The following is a 15,357-nucleotide window of genomic DNA, read 5'->3' as shown; positions in this document are numbered from 1 at the left end:
TTGTCTATGTCGCCGCCGCGTCATGCATTGCCGACAGCGGATGATGCTGCGCCACCGCGTCACGCAGGCGGTCCAGCATCACGTGGGTATAGATCTGCGTCGTGGCGATATCGGCATGGCCCAGCAGCACCTGCAGCGCCCGCAGGTCCGCCCCGTGGGCCAGCAGGTGCGTGGCGAAGGAATGCCGCAGCACATGGGGCGACAGCCGTTGCGGGTCCAGCCCCGCCCGCAGCGCCACGTCATGCATGATCCGGTCAAAGCCCTGCCGTGTCATGGGCCGGGTCGCCCCCCGGCCGGGGAACAGGTATGGGCTTTTCCGCCCCGCATCCAGGTCCATTAGCGTCCGGGCGGCCGCGCGGGCGCGGGCGGACATGGGAACCATGCGTTCACGCCCGCCCTTGCCGCGCACCAGCATCATGCCCGGCGCCGCATCCAGCGCGCGGCGTGGCAGCGACAGCAGTTCGGATATGCGCAGGCCCGACGCATACAGCATCTCCAGCGCCGCCCGCGCCATAAGCAGCCTGCGCCTGCGTGCGGGGGTCGCGTCCCCTTCCGGCTCGCACGCGGCCAGCAGCGTGGTGACCTCGGCTTCCGACAGGAAACGTGGCAGCGGCGTGTCCAGGCGCGGGGCCTCGAGCAGGGCGGCGGGATTGTCGGGCCGCAGCCCTTCACGCGCCAGGAACAGGAAATACTGCTTGAGGCACGACAGCCGGCGCGCCTGCGTGCGCGGGGCCAGCCCCTGCCGCGCAAGCCCGGACAGATAATCGCGCAGGTCGCCTTCCCCCGCCTCAAGGGGGAAGATGCCCCGTGCATGCAGGGCCTGCATCATGTCCCCAAGATCACGGGCATAGGCGCTGATTGTATTCAGCGCCGCGCCGCGCTCGGCCGCCTGCATTTCCAGAAAGGCATCAACCCCGTCCCCGGACATGCGATCCGCCGCTTACTGCGCGGGAGCGGCAGCTACCGGGGCCGCCACCGGGGTCGCCACCGGGGCCAGTGGCGCCACGGGCAGGGGGGCGGGCGTGCCCAGCGCCGCAGGCGCCGCCGCCACGGGGGCCGCGAACGTGATATCCCTGTGCACATCCTGCTGCACCAGCGCGGGCGGAAAGGCGCCCAGTGAGAAGAATCCCCCCACCGCACACACAACCAGGACGCCAATCACGGCAATAACAATACGGATCATCCAACCGCTTTCCATATCCAGCATACCCGGTGACACATGACCGGGCCGGTGAAACACTTTCACGCGCATGGCGGGACCCAGGCGCGGACTCTACCGGTTCCATCCTGCTGTATGTTAGGTTGTCCGGCATGTCACGCCAGATTCCCCCCGACCGGCACGCGCCGGCCGCCTCATCGCTCGCCATACCGCTTGACCTCAATGCCGTCGGCCCCGCCACGCCACGGCAGCCGGGCAGTGGACGCACCATCGTGCTGGTCGGACTGATGGGGGCGGGCAAGACGACGATCGGGCGCATCCTCGCCGCACGGCTGGGTGTGCCCTTTGTCGATTCGGATGAGGAAATCGAGCGGGCAGCCGGCTACACCATCGCCGACCTGTTCCAGAAATACGGCGAACCCGAATTCCGCCGCGGCGAACGCCTGGTCATCCGCCGCCTGCTGTCCGGCCCCCCCGTGGTGCTGGCGACGGGCGGGGGGGCATTCATGGATTCCCGCACGCGTGCGGGCGTGCGGGAACATGCGATCTCCATCTGGCTGCGCTGCCCGCTGCCGGTACTGGTGCAGCGCGTGGCCGACCGCACGCACCGGCCCCTGCTGAACGCGACGTCCCCGCATGCGGTGCTGGCGAATCTCATGCAACTGCGCCATCCGGTCTATGCTGAAGCCGATATCATCGTGGATTGTGGAGACGACAACGTGGAACACAGCGCCGACCATGTCATGCAGGCCCTGAAACATAACCGGCAGCCGCTGCGGGTGCCCGTGCGGCTGGACCGCGCCAGCTATGACGTCGTGATCGGCCCCGACGTGATCCGGCGCGCGGGCGCGCTGCTGGCCCCCGTCCTGCCGCAGAAGCGCGTGATGGTCCTGACGGATGAAACCGTCTCCCCCCTGCACCTGCCCCGCCTGCTGGAAGGACTGGAGGAAACCGGGATCCGCGCCGAAGTCATCACGATTCCCCCCGGCGAGGGATCAAAGACCATCGGCATGTATGAACGCGTGACCAATGCCCTGCTGGAGGCGCATGTCGAACGCGGCACCACGGTCGTGGCCCTTGGCGGTGGCGTGGTGGGGGACCTGGCCGGTTTCTGCGCCGCCACCACGCTGCGTGGCCTGCCCTTCGTGCAGATCCCCACCACATTGCTGTCGCAGGTGGATTCGTCCGTCGGCGGCAAGACCGGCATCAACACGCCGTTTGGCAAGAACCTGCTGGGCGCGTTCCACCAGCCCATCGCGGTACTGGCCGACACATCCGCCCTGGCGACCCTGCCGGTGCGCGAACTGCGCGCGGGCTATGCCGAAATCGTCAAGTCGGGGCTGCTGGGGGATGCCGGCCTGTTCGACTGGTGCGAACGCCATGGGGCGGACGTGCTGGCGGGCGACCCGGCCATGCAGGCCGAAGCCATCCGCATGGCCTGCGCGTTCAAGGCGCGGGTGGTCGTCGCGGATGAGCGCGAGGAACGCAGGGCCGATGGCCGCGCGCTGCTTAACCTGGGCCATACCTTCGGCCATGCGCTGGAGGCGGAGATGGGCTATAACGGCAGCCTGCTGCATGGGGAGGCCGTGTCCATCGGCCTGCGGCTGGCGTTCATGCTGTCGGTCCGGCTGGGCTACTGCCCGGCGGAAGACCTGGACCGCGTGACCCGTCACCTTGAACGGCTGTCCATGCCCGCGCGGATCAGCGATACGGGGCGGAATTTCTCCGCGACCCAGCTGGTGCGCAACATGCAGCGCGACAAGAAGATGCGCGACGGCCGCCTGTCCTTCGTGCTGGTGCGCGGCATTGGCCGGGCCTTCACCTGCCGTGACGTGCCTGATGATGCCGTGCTGGACGTGCTGCGCGCGGATGGCTGCACGCCCTGATTCCTTACCGATCCATGTGATATTTTTACAACGCCCCTTTCCCGCCAGCCCGCCGGGAAAGGGCGTTTAATATTATCTCAATCTTTGGTCTGCACAACGATCCAGCCATGGACAGGTGCGGGCAGGTTTCCCGGCATTCCCGTTTCAGCTCCTTCCCGCTGGCATTGCGATAATGGCCTCAGGCCAACTGTATCAACATGCATCAGGCCAGTGTGGAACATGCCCCCATCTCCACAAACAAGAAGGCGTCTGATCAAGTATCTTTAAGGACGGGAATATGCGTCTTCGCATGGTATTACTGGCGACTGCACTTGGCGCAGCGCCATTCGCCACCGCAATGGCCACGACGATTACAGGGCCATATGTCGATATCGGTGGCGGGTATGACCTGACCCAGACCCAGCACGCCCATGGCTTTGACAAGAACCAGTACGAAAACAACGCAAATACGGCCGGGTATCTTGATGCAACGGACAACGCCCGCCTGCTGAAGGAAGCCCATTCACGCGAACGCATGGAACATGGCGATGGCTGGACCGGCTTCGCCACGTTCGGCTGGGGATTCGGCAACGGCCTGCGCGCGGAAATCGAGGGGGATTACAACTGGTCCGCCCTGACCGGCTACAACTCGGTTTCCGGTTCCGCCTATGGCAACAATCATCAGAGCGGCAAGTCCAGCGGCAGCGACCGGTCCTATGGCGGATTCGTCAACGTCCTGTATGACATCGACCTCAAGCGCCTGTTCAACATTGACGTGCCCGTGACACCATTCGTCGGCGTTGGCGCCGGTTACCTGTGGCAGAACGTGGATGCCAGCACATCCGTGACCCGCTACCTGAACGTGCGCCAGAACGGCACGAATGGCAGCTTCGCCTATCAGGGCATCGTCGGCGCGGCCTATGACATCCCCGGTGTGCCCGGCCTGCAGATGACCACCGAATACCGCATGATCGGACAGGTGGAATCCTTCGCCATGGGCAATATCAGCCAGACAGGCGGCGGTGACCGCACGCTGAGCTACGACCATCGCTTCAACCATCAGTTCATCGTCGGCGTCCGCTACGCCTTCAACCACGCGCCGCCACCGCCGCCGCCCGCGCCCGCCGTGGCGCCCCCTGCCCCCAGCGCGGCCCGTACCTATCTTGTATTCTTTGACTGGGATGGCGCGGTCCTGACCGATCGCGCACGCGGGATCGTGGCGGAAGCGGCGCAGGCTTCCACCCACGTCCAGACGACCCGCATCGAAGTCAACGGCTATACCGACAACACATCGGCCCATCCTGGCCCGCGTGGTGAGAAGTATAACCTTGGCCTGTCCATGCGTCGTGCGGACAGCGTGAAGGCTGAACTGATCCGTGACGGCGTACCCGCTGGCGGCATCGACATCCACGGGTATGGCGAAGCCCATCCGCTGGTGGTCACCCAGCCCGATACGCGTGAGCCGCAGAACCGTCGCGTCGAAATCATCCTGCACTGATGGCACATACTGCAATAAATTGATAAATAGGCTTTTTTACAAAGGGGCGCACAGGATGCGCCCCTTTCCATATCGAATCGTTCCGATGCATCACAGGCCATGAATCAGCCCTTCCGTTTCCGGCACTGTCCTATGCAAAATAAAGGGGTCTATTATCGGACTTCAAAAAAAACCTTATAAAATCGGGACTTTTTACGGAATACCTCCAAATGCCCTGAAAGATATGTGTGTTTTTCGCCACACCTCGTTGGCATGCGGCATTTTGCCCATTCTCAAGTCGGTCCAGACAGGCTAATCCCGCATCATAGCTTGCGGGTAATCTCAGGCTGCCCTGTCTCGGGGCAAATCCATTGCCCGACCACAAGATAGGGCTCTGCCCTGCAACAACAGAGTTAAGGACTGAAACATGCGTCTTCGCGCAGCGTTACTGGCTACCAGCCTGCTGGCAGCGGCACCGTTCGCCGCCAAAGCCACGACCATCACCGGCCCGTATGTCGATATCGGCGGCGGCTACAACCTGACCCAGACCCAGCACGGGCACTTTGCCGACACGGAAGACGGCCCGGGCCGTGAAAAGCTGGGCCACCGTCATGGCTGGACCGGCTTCGGCGCATTCGGCTGGGGCTTCGGCAACGGTCTGCGTGCTGAAATCGAGGGCGACTACAACTGGTCCGAAATCTACAGCAAGTCCCGTAATGACAAGGGCAGCGACCGCTCCTATGGCGGCTTCGTCAACGTGCTGTATGACATCGACCTGAAGCGTCTGTTCAACATCGACGTGCCCGTCACCCCGTTCGTCGGTGTCGGCGCCGGTTACCTGTGGCAGAACGCACATGACGTGAGCGTGGGCAACAGCCCCGGTCGCAGCCTGAGCGGCACCAAGGGCGGCTTCGCCTACCAGGGCATCGTCGGTGCGGCCTACGACATCCCCGGTGTCCCTGGCCTGCAGATGACCACCGAATACCGCATGATCGGCCAGCCCTCCTCCTTCACCATGGGCAACTACACCGCCAGCGGGCCGGAAGCGTCGGGTCATGCCAGCTTCGACCACCGCTTCAACCACCAGTTCATCGTCGGCGTCCGCTACGCGTTCAACAACGCGCCGCCGCCGCCGCCGCCGGCCCCTGCCGTCGTGCCGCCCGCGCCGACCGCAGCCCGTACCTATCTGGTGTTCTTCGACTGGGACGGCGCAGCCCTTACCGGCCGCTCGCGTGAGATCGTGGCAGAGGCCGCCCAGGCTTCCACCCACGTCCAGACGACCCGCATCGAAGTCAACGGCTACACCGACAACACCTCGGCCCATCCTGGCCCGCGTGGTGAGAAGTACAACCTTGGCCTGTCCATGCGTCGTGCGGACAGCGTGAAGGCTGAACTGATCCGTGACGGCGTGCCCGCCAACGCCATCGACATCCATGGTTATGGTGAAGCGCACCCGCTGGTGCCGACCGGCCCCGACACGCGTGAACCCCAGAACCGTCGCGTCGAGATCATCCTGCACTGATCCCGACCAACTGGTCACGAAAGAAAGGGAGCACTCTGTGCTCCCTTTTTTTATGTCGGAACTTCCGTATGCGCGAAGGCATGCCCTGTGTTGTTCATGTCACGCAATGTTCTAAATATTTTATTAAACTATTGTTTCGCGTAAACGACGCCCCACATATTCAGTTGTAACCAAATACAAAAGTCGTCGGTCCCATGCATGTCAGCAACGATGCGACCTTTATGCTGCCTTGTAGCGTTAAGGGAACGCAACTACAGACGGCACGCCGTGTTTAAGGAAGATGGACTGACCGGTTTTCGCGGCCTGTACGCTGCGCGACCCGTAAAGAAGCAATAATGTGAGGAAGGACGAACATATGCGTCTCCGTTCTGCCCTGCTGGCAACAAGCCTGCTGGCCGCGACACCGCTGGCTGCCAAAGCCACGACCATCACCGGCCCGTATGTCGATATCGGCGGCGGCTATAACCTGACACAGACCCAGCATGGCCACTTCGCCGATACGGAAGATGGTCCGGGCCGTGAAAAGCTGGGCCACCGTCATGGCTGGACCGGCTTTGGCGCCGTTGGCTGGGGCTTTGGCAATGGCCTGCGGGCAGAAGTCGAAGGGGATTACAACTGGTCCGAGATCTACAGCAAGTCCCGTAACGACAGGGGCAGCGACCGCTCCTATGGCGGCTTCGTCAACGTGCTGTATGACATCGACCTGAAGCGTCTGTTCAACATCGACGTGCCCGTCACCCCGTTCGTCGGTGTCGGCGCCGGTTACCTGTGGCAGAACGCACATGACGTGAGCGTGGGCAACAGCCCCGGTCGCAGCCTGAGCGGCACCAAGGGCGGCTTCGCCTATCAGGGCATCGTCGGTGCGGCCTACGACATCCCCGGTGTCCCTGGCCTGCAGATGACCACCGAATACCGCATGATCGGCCAGCCCTCCTCCTTCACCATGGGCAACTACACCGCCAGCGGGCCGGAAGCGTCGGGTCATGCCAGCTTCGACCACCGCTTCAACCACCAGTTCATCGTCGGCGTCCGCTACGCGTTCAACAACGCGCCGCCGCCGCCGCCGCCGGCCCCTGCCGTCGTGCCGCCCGCGCCGACCGCAGCCCGTACCTACCTGGTGTTCTTCGACTGGGACGGCGCAGCCCTTACCGGCCGCTCGCGTGAGATCGTGGCAGAGGCCGCCCAGGCTTCCACCCACGTCCAGACGACCCGCATCGAAGTCAACGGCTACACCGACAACACCTCGGCCCATCCTGGCCCGCGTGGTGAGAAGTACAACCTTGGCCTGTCCATGCGTCGTGCGGACAGCGTGAAGGCTGAACTGATCCGTGACGGCGTGCCCGCCAACGCCATCGACATCCATGGTTATGGTGAAGCGCACCCGCTGGTGCCGACCGGCCCCGACACGCGTGAGCCCCAGAACCGTCGCGTCGAGATCATCCTGCACTAACCAATGTAAAGAAAAGAAAAGAGGCTTTGATCTGCCTCTTTTCTCCTTTCATTCAGATCGTATTATACCGTATGACATATCCGCGCAGTGCGGAGCCTCAATGTCACATGCAGGTCTGTTCATGTGATGGTCGCCTGTCCACAGGCAGAAGGATAATGTCTTGCCAATTCTATCTTCCCAGAAAATTACACAGTTCCTGAAATTTGGTGTTGTCGGACTTCTGGGGCTGTGTTGGGATACGGGAACGGTCTACAGCCTTCGCCCCTTTGTGGGCCTGACGATTGCAACGATTGCCGCGTATTTCATCGCAGCGTCGATCAACTGGCTGATCAATCGCCTCTGGACCTTCCGCAACGTTGGCAACCAGCATCATTTCGTCATTCAGTGGCTGCGTTTCCTTGCTGGCAATTCACTGGGCTTCTTCCTCAACCGCGGGTGCGTGTTCACGCTGTTTCACCTTTCCCCCGTGTTCAAGGCCTATCCCGTGCTGGCGCTGGCGGCCGGGGCGGCAGCGGGAATGATGGCGAACTTCCATATCAGCCGGAAGCTTGTCTTTCATTCCGAATCCAGCCAGCCCGAACGCACGACGGCGGAAATCGTCCCGTTTCAGTCCGAACGCGCCGTGGTCCAGAATACGGTCTCCAGCCGCACGGCGGTTGTGAACTCCCGCAGCAAGCTCGGATAACGCGCCTGCGCGCCACAGGCCGCACCGACTTCATCCAGACGACGGATTCCGTCTTCCACCAGCGCGGTATAATCCCCCCCGCCATATAACGCGATCCATGACCAGTACGGATTGCCTTCACGCAGCGTGCGTGGACTGGCATGCAGTCGCGCGCCCACCTCGGCATAACCGATCAGGCATGGCGCCAGCGTCACCAGCAGATCGAGCATGTCGCCCGTCTGGGCACGGTCAAGTATAAAACGACTGTAGGCAAGTAATTCGATTGATTCCTCTGCCTGTTCCAGCGCCGATTCCCCTATGCCCCACTGCCGACAATACCCCACATGCATGGACAGTTCGGTATCGAGTATGCCCGACAGCAGGCCGGCCGCATGCCGCATGGCCGCAAGGGTATCCGATTTGTGAACCAGCAGGGCGCAGGCGCGGGCGTACTGGATCAGATAGAGATAATCCTGGATCAGGAAGTTGCGGAACGCCCCCTCCGCCAGCGTGCCATTGGCCACGCCGTGCACGAACGGATGTTCCACAAAATCCAGCCACTGCTTCATGCAATCCTGGCGCAGGCGGCCAGCAAGCCCCTGCGTCAGCAACGGCCAGTCACGTTCCGCATGCCATTCCCCCGTCATGTTTCCTCCCTTCGTGCGGTTTTGTCCGCCCTGCGCCACGCATGGCACGCAACAGCCATATGGGCACAACACGCATGTTCATACTTCCGGTCTGGCGCTACGTGCGCTAGGTGAATGAAACCGGTTTTACATCTATACCTTCAATACAGGATCGTCTGTTTCCCGCCATGCCCACAACAAACGACATTCGTGCCACCTTCCTCGACTATTTCGCGGGGAACGGGCATCAGATCGTGCCGTCCTCGTCCCTGGTGCCGCACAACGATCCGACGCTGCTGTTTACCAACGCTGGTATGGTGCAGTTCAAGAACGTGTTCACCGGGCAGGAAACGCGCCCCTATTCCCGCGCCACAACGGCCCAGAAGGTCGTGCGCGCGGGCGGCAAGCACAACGACCTGGACAATGTGGGCTACACCGCCCGCCATCACACGTTTTTCGAGATGATGGGCAATTTCTCGTTCGGGGATTATTTCAAGGCCGAAGCCATCGAACTGGCCTGGAAGCTGGTGACCGGCACGTTCGGGCTGCCCAGGGAAAAGCTGCTGGCCACCGTCTATGCCGATGATGAGGAAGCAGCCACCCTGTGGCGCAAGATCGCGGGCCTGTCCGATGACCGGATCATCCGCATTCCCACCTCCGACAATTTCTGGCGCATGGGCGATACGGGTCCGTGCGGCCCGTGTTCCGAAATCTTCTACGACCACGGCCCCGAAGTCGCGGGTGGCCCGCCCGGCTCCCCCGATGAGGACGGCGACCGATTTACCGAAATCTGGAACCTCGTGTTCATGCAGTATTTCGAGAATCCGCCCGGCACCCGCTCGCCCCTGCCGCGCCCGTCCATCGACACCGGGCTGGGGCTGGAACGCTTTGCCGCGATCCTGCAGGGCAAGCGCGACAACTACGATACCGACACCTTCCGCGCGCTGATCCTGGCCTCGGCCGAGGTCACGGGACAGGACCCGGACGGGCCGTTCAACGCCAGCCACCGCGTGGTGGCCGACCATCTGCGCTCCACCTCGTTCCTGATTGCCGATGGGGTGCTGCCCTCCAAGGACGGGCGTGGCTACGTGCTGCGCCGGATCATGCGCCGCGCCATGCGTCACCTGCACATGATGGGCACGACGGAGCCGACGTTCTACAAACTGGTTCCCGCGCTGATCCGGCAGATGGGCGAGGCCTATCCCGAACTGGTCCATGCCCGCGCCCTGATCGAGGGTACGATGAAGGGCGAGGAAGAGCGCTTCAAGGCCATGCTGGACCGTGGACTGTCACTGCTGGCGGACGAGACGGAACACCTGGGCGACGGCGCGCCCCTGCCCGGCGCCGTTGCGTTCAAGCTGTATGACACGTTCGGCTTCCCGCTGGACCTGACACAGGACGCCCTGCGCGGCACCAGCCACAGCGTGGACGTAGAAGGCTTCAACGAGGCCATGGACGTGCAGCGCAAGCGCGCCCGTGCGGCATGGAGCGGATCGGGCGACAGCGCCACCGAAACCGTATGGTTCGAGGCGCGCGATACCTTCGGCGCCAGCGAATTCCTCGGCTACACCACCGAAACATCGGATGCCGAGGTCCAGACCGTGGTGGTGGACAATGCGCAGGTGGACGCGGCAGGCCCGGGCACCAAGGTCGCCCTGCTGCTGAACCAGACCCCGTTCTATGGCGAAAGCGGTGGCCAGGTGGGCGATACCGGCACCATCACGGCCCCCGGCCTGCATATCGCCATTACCGATACGCAGAAGAAGCTGGGGGACCTGCTGGTGCATTACGGCACGGTCATCGAAGGCACGGTCAAGCCCGGCATGGCGGTCACGGCACAGGTCGATCACGATCGCCGCAGCGCCATCCGCGCGCACCATTCCGCCACCCACCTGCTGCATGAAGCCCTGCGCCGCCGCCTGGGCGATCATGTCACGCAGAAGGGCAGCCTGAACGCCCCCGACCGCCTGCGCTTTGACGTCAGCCAGCCACGCCCGATCACACCGGAAGAACTGGCGGATATCGAAGCCGAGGTGAATGCCCGCATCCGTGAAAACACCGAAGTCACCACCCGCCACATGACGCCGGAAGAAGCCATTGAACAGGGCGCCATGGCCCTGTTTGGCGAAAAATATGGTGATGAGGTCCGCGTTGTGTCCATGGGTGGCCCCGAGGACGGGCGCGCGGGCTGGTCGATCGAGTTGTGCGGCGGCACCCATGTGCGCCGCACCGGCGATATCGGCCTGTTTCGCATCACGTCCGAAAGTGGCGTGTCATCAGGCGTGCGGCGGATCGAGGCCGTAACCGGCCTGTCCGCGCAGAATGCCACCATCGCCACCGAAGAACGCCTGAACCAGATGGCCGCCATGCTGCGCGTGCCGCCTGCGGAAGCGCCCGAGCGCCTTGCGGTGCTGCTGGATGAACGCAAGGTGATGGAACGCCAGATTTCCGACCTGCAGCGCAAACTGGCGTCGGGCAGCCAGTCGGCGGCATCGATCGTGGAAATCAATGGCATCAGGCTGGATGCCCGCAACGTGGGCGAACTGCCGCCCAAGGAACTCAAGCCGCTGGCCGATTCCCTGCGCAAGGAAATCGGGTCGGGCGTGATTGCCCTGATCTCCACCGCGGATGGCAAGGGCAGCATCGTGGTCGCCGCCACGCCTGACCTGGCGGAAAAGGTTGATGCCGTGACCCTGGTCCGCGCCGCAAGCGCCGCCATGGGTGGCAAGGGCGGCGGTGGCCGTCGCGACATGGCGCAGGCCGGTGGTCCGGACACCAGCAAGGTGGAGGCCGCACTGGACGCCGTGCGCGCCGCCATGCAGGCGGGCTGATCCACGGCCCCGTTCAGGCACGACGGACACGCAACGGCGCACCTGGTGCGCCGTTGTTCTGTACGCCCCCGCCTGCGATGCATGAATACTGTAATACAGAAAGTGAATGTTTCTTAATTATATTGTGGTTACATAGTATTTCCCGCAACCATCATGACGAAACAATTGTGCCCCACAGGTGTTCCCATGATACAGATATCATGGGATACCACCCCAGCCGCCGGATTGTGCCGCGATGTCATTGCGGTGGGCGGATTTGCCTTTATCCGGACATTCAGGTGACAGGATTTTACAATGGCCGCTACCCATACTGCCCGTGATACCCTTATTGACCTGCTGCATGGCGTGGAGCGGTTCAATACCGAAGTCTTTCCGCAAAACCGCGAACTGTTCGCAAGCCTGGCGGAAAGCCAGTCCCCCGACACGCTGTTCATTGCCTGTGCCGACAGCCGGGTAAATCCCAGCATGATCACGCAGACCCAGCCGGGCGACCTGTTCGTGCTGCGCAACATCGGCAATATCGTGCCCGCCTACGGGGAAATGCTGGGCGGCGTGTCATCCGCCATTGAATATGCCGTAAGCGCCCTGAAGGTTTCGCATATCATCGTATGCGGCCATTCCAACTGCGGCGCGATGAAGGCCCTGCTCGATCCCGAAGCCAGCAACCTGAACAGGATGCCCACCGTGGCAAGCTGGCTGCGCAATGCCGAAGCCGCGCGCGCCGTGCTGGAGGCATCTGACGCAGGCCCCGCCAGCGTGCGCAGCCTGTCGGAACAGAACGTGCAGTTGCAGATTGCGCACCTGCGTACCCATCCCGCCGTCGCGGCGGGACTTGCCCGTGGCACCCTGACGTTGCAGGGATGGTTCTATGACATCGCCAGTGGGGAAGTTGTCGTGCTGGATGAAACGTCGCGCACGTTCATCCACGTGGACGAAGCCATCGCCAAGCTGCGGGCACAGCAGGCGGCTGATACCGCCACGCCATAATCCCGGGCCACTTCCGGCACGGGGGCTGCGGCGGGCATGGCCCTGCCTGACCGTGGCCCTTGCGCTGCTTGCCCTGCCCGTAGGCGCGCAGGCCACGGGCAGCCTCAGGCTTTCCACATGGAACCTTGAATGGCTGACCACGCGCCCGCAGGGCGATCCTGCCCTGCCCCCCGATGTCACGCCGCGCACGGAAGCGGAACTGGATCGGCTGGCGCATTATGCCAGCCGCCTGGCCCCCGATATCGCGGCGCTGGAGGAAGTTGACAGCCCACAGCTTGCCGCCCGGCTGTTTCCCGCACAGCACTACCGCATCATCATGTCCAATGACCCTGTCGTGCAGAAAGTCGCACTGGCTGTGCGTGCGGACCTTGTGGTCGTGCGGCATGGGGACGTGACCGCGCTGGATGTCTATCCCCCTTCCGCCCCCCATCACCTGCGCACCGGGCTGGATGTGACGATAGGCCAGGGTGCTGACAGCCTACGCGTGCTGGTGGTCCACCTGAAAGCCGGATGCCGCGATTCGCAGCCAGCGGCCCGCAAGCCAGCCTGCCAGACGCTAATGCGCCAGATTGCAATCGTCCAGGACTGGATCATGGAACGGCAGGACGAAGGCGAGGCCTTTGTCGTGATGGGTGATTTCAACCGTCTGCTGGCACCAGACGATCCCGCATGGCGTGCGCTGTCCGAAAACGGCCCGCTGGCACTGGCCACGGCCGGTCGCGCCAGTCCCTGCGCCCAGGGAAATTATTTCATCGACCATATCATCGCCGGTGGCCGTGCGCGTGAATGGCTGCGGCCAGACAGCCTGCGCGTCATGCTGTACCGCGAAAACGGACACGACGACACCACGCGCCTGTCCGATCACTGTCCCGTATCGGTCAGGCTGTCGCTACCTGATGCGCACGGCATGCCCTGAACGGGTCAGGACTTCATTCCGGCCAGATACCGGATGCATGCATGGCGTTCCATCCTACCGCCAGCACGATCAGCACGAACACGATCGCGCCCATAAGCTGGAACAGTTCCCTGTAGGGCATGAATTCAGGGGCCATGGCCGCCGTGGCGGCCGCATGGCTTGTCGCCACGGCGTCACTGTCGGTAGGCACGACCTGTGTCTGGGCTTCGGGCACCGGGCCGGGATCGGGGACGGTGGTGGCCGCAAGGGCCGCCTCATCTTCCTGCACGGCTTCATGCAGGGCTTCCACCGGGTGTTCCACGCCTGCGGGAACAGCGGACTGCGCGACCACGGTCCGGTCCTGATCGGGGGTATCGGTCATTGACGCTGTACTCCTGCTTCAGCCAAGTCTGTGTCATATATCCGACAGGTCGGCAAAGAACCAACCATTGGATTAGGCCATCCCGTGCCATACTACCACACGCCGCCAGAACAGGAGAGATGCATGCCAGCCCTGAAACTGACCCGCCGACACGGCCTGCTTGCCGCACTGGCTACGCTGGTGCCTGCCAGCCTGCCGGGGGTGGCCCATGCACGCCGCCCCCTGCGTATCGGCATGATCGGGTCGGGCCATGTCGGCAGCACGCTGGGGCATCTGTGGACCCGGGCGGGGCATCAGGTCATGTTTTCCGACATCCACAAGGGGCCTGCCAAAAAACTGGCGTCGGAACTGTATCCCCTCGCCCGTGAGGGCACGCCACAGGAGGCCGCGAAGTTTGGCGATGCGGTGGTGCTGGCGGTCCCCTATGGCGCGCTGCCCCAGTTGCGGCACACCATCGGGTCGATCGTGGGGACCAAGCCGCTTATCGACCCGACCAATCCCTATGGCTGGCGGGACGGGAAGATCGGGCGGCTGGCGCTGCGCAAGGGAGCGGGTGTCACTACGCAGGCGCTGTTTCCGCAGGCGTCGGTCGTGCGGGCCTTCAATTCCGAGGACATGACCACGCTGGAAGCCGAGACATTCCGCACGCCGCCCCGCCTGGCCCTGCCCATGGCGGGCGATGTGGTGCAGGCGCTGTATGTGGCGGGCTGGCTGATCCATGACGCGGGGTTCGACCCCGTCATGGTCGGGTCCCTTTCGACGGCCATGCTGTTCCAGCCCGGCAATCCCGGGTTCGAGGCCCGGATGAACGCCACCGACCTGCGCAACCTGCTGGGGGTTTCGGCCAACAATCCCATTGACCGAAACCTTGCCACTCAGTTCTCGGGCGGGATGTAGGCGGCCTGCCGCAGGGCAAGGCCGAACTGGATCCAGCCGATGCCCGCGGCAATCAGTTCAACCGCGACAAACGTGCCGATCAGCCACAGCCCCGACCATGGCAGCGTCGCATACAGGCATACACCCACCAGCAGGCTGATCAGCCCCCCCAGGAGGATCAGCCACCATCCCTGCAGGCCGCGCTGCTGGAACGCCATGACAATACGCGCAATGCCCGACACGACCAGGCAGGCGGAAATGAAGATGGTGATGACCATGGAACCGGTGGTCGGTTCTTCCATCATCATCGTGCCCGCCAGGATATACAGCGCGCCGCCCAGGATGGACATGAACCGCCCGCTCCAGTCACGCACGACAAAGGCATGCACAAGCTGCACTGTGCCCGCGACAAACAGCAGGACCCCAAGCAGGATGGTACTGGCCAGCGACACCGCCAGCGCATCCACCCACGCCATGATGCCCAGGCCGAACGATATGGCGCCAAGGCCGACAAACAGCCCCCAGCGCTGCGTAAATGGCGTTTCCATGCACAAAACCCCTTTATTCCTGTAATGTATTCTTCCGGTTCCCGTTTAATAACAGGCCAGCAGCACTGTGCGATA

General features: G+C 63.3%; 14 protein-coding genes. 9 read left to right on the top strand and 5 right to left on the bottom strand.

Going from position 1 to position 15,357, the window contains the following annotated elements; genetic code table 11:
* Positions 1 to 4: 4 nt before the first annotated feature.
* Positions 5 to 928: a tyrosine recombinase gene (locus S101446_RS14335; RefSeq protein ID WP_087608643.1), complete on the bottom strand. Its 924-nt coding sequence runs from the start codon at positions 926 to 928 to the stop codon at positions 5 to 7.
* Between the two features lie 12 nt (positions 929 to 940).
* Positions 941 to 1,183, bottom strand: coding sequence for a hypothetical protein (locus S101446_RS14330; RefSeq protein WP_157684854.1), 243 nt, complete (start codon positions 1,181 to 1,183; stop codon positions 941 to 943).
* 128 nt (positions 1,184 to 1,311) lie between these two features.
* Between S101446_RS14330 and aroB the strand changes: the two genes are divergently transcribed.
* From aroB to S101446_RS14305, 5 genes are all read left to right on the top strand, one after another.
* Positions 1,312 to 3,045, top strand: a complete 1,734-nt coding sequence (gene aroB, locus S101446_RS14325; RefSeq protein ID WP_082085951.1) for a 3-dehydroquinate synthase — start codon at positions 1,312 to 1,314, stop codon at positions 3,043 to 3,045.
* Positions 3,046 to 3,322: 277 nt separating this feature from the next.
* Complete coding sequence (locus S101446_RS14320) at positions 3,323 to 4,522, top strand: OmpA family protein (RefSeq protein ID WP_010506976.1); 1,200 nt, start codon at positions 3,323 to 3,325, stop codon at positions 4,520 to 4,522.
* Positions 4,523 to 4,928: 406 nt separating this feature from the next.
* The gene (locus S101446_RS14315; RefSeq protein WP_010506977.1) at positions 4,929 to 6,023 is read left to right on the top strand and encodes an OmpA family protein; all 1,095 of its coding nucleotides are present in this window, start codon (positions 4,929 to 4,931) and stop codon (positions 6,021 to 6,023) included.
* Between the two features lie 355 nt (positions 6,024 to 6,378).
* Positions 6,379 to 7,473 (top strand): OmpA family protein, encoded by a 1,095-nt coding sequence (locus S101446_RS14310; protein WP_053323922.1) that lies wholly within the window; start codon positions 6,379 to 6,381, stop codon positions 7,471 to 7,473.
* 160 nt (positions 7,474 to 7,633) lie between these two features.
* Positions 7,634 to 8,158, top strand: coding sequence for a GtrA family protein (locus S101446_RS14305; protein WP_026019649.1), 525 nt, complete (start codon positions 7,634 to 7,636; stop codon positions 8,156 to 8,158).
* Here S101446_RS14305 and S101446_RS14300 read toward each other — a convergent pair.
* A complete protein-coding gene (locus S101446_RS14300; protein ID WP_010506979.1) occupies positions 8,080 to 8,784 on the bottom strand; it encodes a TenA family protein in 705 nt (234 codons plus the stop codon). The two genes, S101446_RS14305 and S101446_RS14300, sit on opposite strands and share 79 nt — an antisense overlap.
* 167 nt (positions 8,785 to 8,951) lie before the next feature.
* Between S101446_RS14300 and alaS the strand changes: the two genes are divergently transcribed.
* The 3 genes from alaS (at position 8,952) to S101446_RS14285 (ending at position 13,497) form a co-directional block, all read left to right on the top strand.
* Entirely contained in the window at positions 8,952 to 11,594 is a 2,643-nt protein-coding gene (alaS, locus tag S101446_RS14295) for an alanine--tRNA ligase (RefSeq protein WP_087608641.1), read from the top strand.
* 294 nt (positions 11,595 to 11,888) lie between these two features.
* On the top strand, positions 11,889 to 12,581 hold the full coding sequence (locus S101446_RS14290) for a carbonic anhydrase (protein WP_010506983.1): 693 nt from the start codon (positions 11,889 to 11,891) through the stop codon (positions 12,579 to 12,581).
* Between the two features lie 52 nt (positions 12,582 to 12,633).
* A complete protein-coding gene (locus tag S101446_RS14285; protein ID WP_087608640.1) occupies positions 12,634 to 13,497 on the top strand; it encodes an endonuclease/exonuclease/phosphatase family protein in 864 nt (287 codons plus the stop codon).
* Between the two features lie 13 nt (positions 13,498 to 13,510).
* Here S101446_RS14285 and S101446_RS14280 read toward each other — a convergent pair whose 3' ends face one another.
* A complete protein-coding gene (locus tag S101446_RS14280; RefSeq protein ID WP_010506985.1) occupies positions 13,511 to 13,858 on the bottom strand; it encodes a hypothetical protein in 348 nt (115 codons plus the stop codon).
* 123 nt (positions 13,859 to 13,981) lie between these two features.
* On the opposite strand from S101446_RS14280, the gene S101446_RS14275 reads away from it, so the two are divergent.
* Positions 13,982 to 14,755, top strand: coding sequence for an NADPH-dependent F420 reductase (locus S101446_RS14275; RefSeq protein WP_019084663.1), 774 nt, complete (start codon positions 13,982 to 13,984; stop codon positions 14,753 to 14,755).
* On the opposite strand, the gene S101446_RS14270 is transcribed toward S101446_RS14275, so the two are convergent.
* Entirely contained in the window at positions 14,734 to 15,282 is a 549-nt protein-coding gene (locus S101446_RS14270; RefSeq protein ID WP_010506987.1) for an HdeD family acid-resistance protein, read from the bottom strand. The genes S101446_RS14275 and S101446_RS14270 overlap by 22 nt on opposite strands.
* Positions 15,283 to 15,357: the final 75 nt, after the last annotated feature.

Origin of the sequence: Komagataeibacter europaeus (genome assembly GCF_002173515.1) — a bacterium.
Lineage (GTDB): Bacteria > Pseudomonadota > Alphaproteobacteria > Acetobacterales > Acetobacteraceae > Komagataeibacter > Komagataeibacter europaeus.
Note: the sequence above shows the minus strand (reverse complement) of the source record. Positions and strands in the feature narration are given on the sequence as shown.

Coding starts and splice junctions, on each gene's coding strand:
- alaS (WP_087608641.1), top strand. CDS start 8,952: ATGCCCACAACAAACGACATTCGTGCCACCTTCCTCGACTATTTCGCG.
- S101446_RS14275 (WP_019084663.1), top strand. CDS start 13,982: ATGCCAGCCCTGAAACTGACCCGCCGACACGGCCTGCTTGCCGCACTG.
- S101446_RS14270 (WP_010506987.1), bottom strand. CDS start 15,282: ATGGAAACGCCATTTACGCAGCGCTGGGGGCTGTTTGTCGGCCTTGGC.
- S101446_RS14315 (WP_010506977.1), top strand. CDS start 4,929: ATGCGTCTTCGCGCAGCGTTACTGGCTACCAGCCTGCTGGCAGCGGCA.
- S101446_RS14300 (WP_010506979.1), bottom strand. CDS start 8,784: ATGACGGGGGAATGGCATGCGGAACGTGACTGGCCGTTGCTGACGCAG.
- S101446_RS14335 (WP_087608643.1), bottom strand. CDS start 928: ATGTCCGGGGACGGGGTTGATGCCTTTCTGGAAATGCAGGCGGCCGAG.
- S101446_RS14320 (WP_010506976.1), top strand. CDS start 3,323: ATGCGTCTTCGCATGGTATTACTGGCGACTGCACTTGGCGCAGCGCCA.
- S101446_RS14290 (WP_010506983.1), top strand. CDS start 11,889: ATGGCCGCTACCCATACTGCCCGTGATACCCTTATTGACCTGCTGCAT.
- aroB (WP_082085951.1), top strand. CDS start 1,312: ATGTCACGCCAGATTCCCCCCGACCGGCACGCGCCGGCCGCCTCATCG.
- S101446_RS14280 (WP_010506985.1), bottom strand. CDS start 13,858: ATGACCGATACCCCCGATCAGGACCGGACCGTGGTCGCGCAGTCCGCT.
- S101446_RS14310 (WP_053323922.1), top strand. CDS start 6,379: ATGCGTCTCCGTTCTGCCCTGCTGGCAACAAGCCTGCTGGCCGCGACA.
- S101446_RS14330 (WP_157684854.1), bottom strand. CDS start 1,183: ATGATCCGTATTGTTATTGCCGTGATTGGCGTCCTGGTTGTGTGTGCG.